The following is a 250-nucleotide window of genomic DNA, read 5'->3' as shown; positions in this document are numbered from 1 at the left end:
GTATAATTCCTGCTTCAGATGAACTTGTATACACTAATCCAAAAGCTTGAAAAGCAAAAAAAAGAGCTGGATAAAAAATCGCAATTGGTAAAAGAGAAAGTATATTTTTAAATGATATATTTAACTTTATGTATCCAAAAATAACCGGAATTTTTGCTGCTATGAAAGCAACTGTAAATCGATGAGCCAGAGTATCAAGAGGGCTTGTAATGGTTAGTGTTAGTTTCACGAATAAAAAAGAAAATCCAAT

Annotated in this window: 1 protein-coding gene; it reads right to left on the bottom strand. The window is 30.4% G+C overall.

The window, feature by feature from the left end:
- The coding region (locus tag KVT34_RS30705) for an EamA family transporter (RefSeq protein WP_217563345.1) at positions 1 to 250 on the bottom strand (250 nt) is incomplete at both ends.

It is taken from the genome of Paenibacillus sp. GbtcB18 (assembly GCF_019091125.1).
Lineage (GTDB): Bacteria > Bacillota > Bacilli > Paenibacillales > NBRC-103111 > Paenibacillus_F > Paenibacillus_F chitinolyticus.
This window is presented reverse-complemented; position numbering and strand designations above follow the sequence as displayed.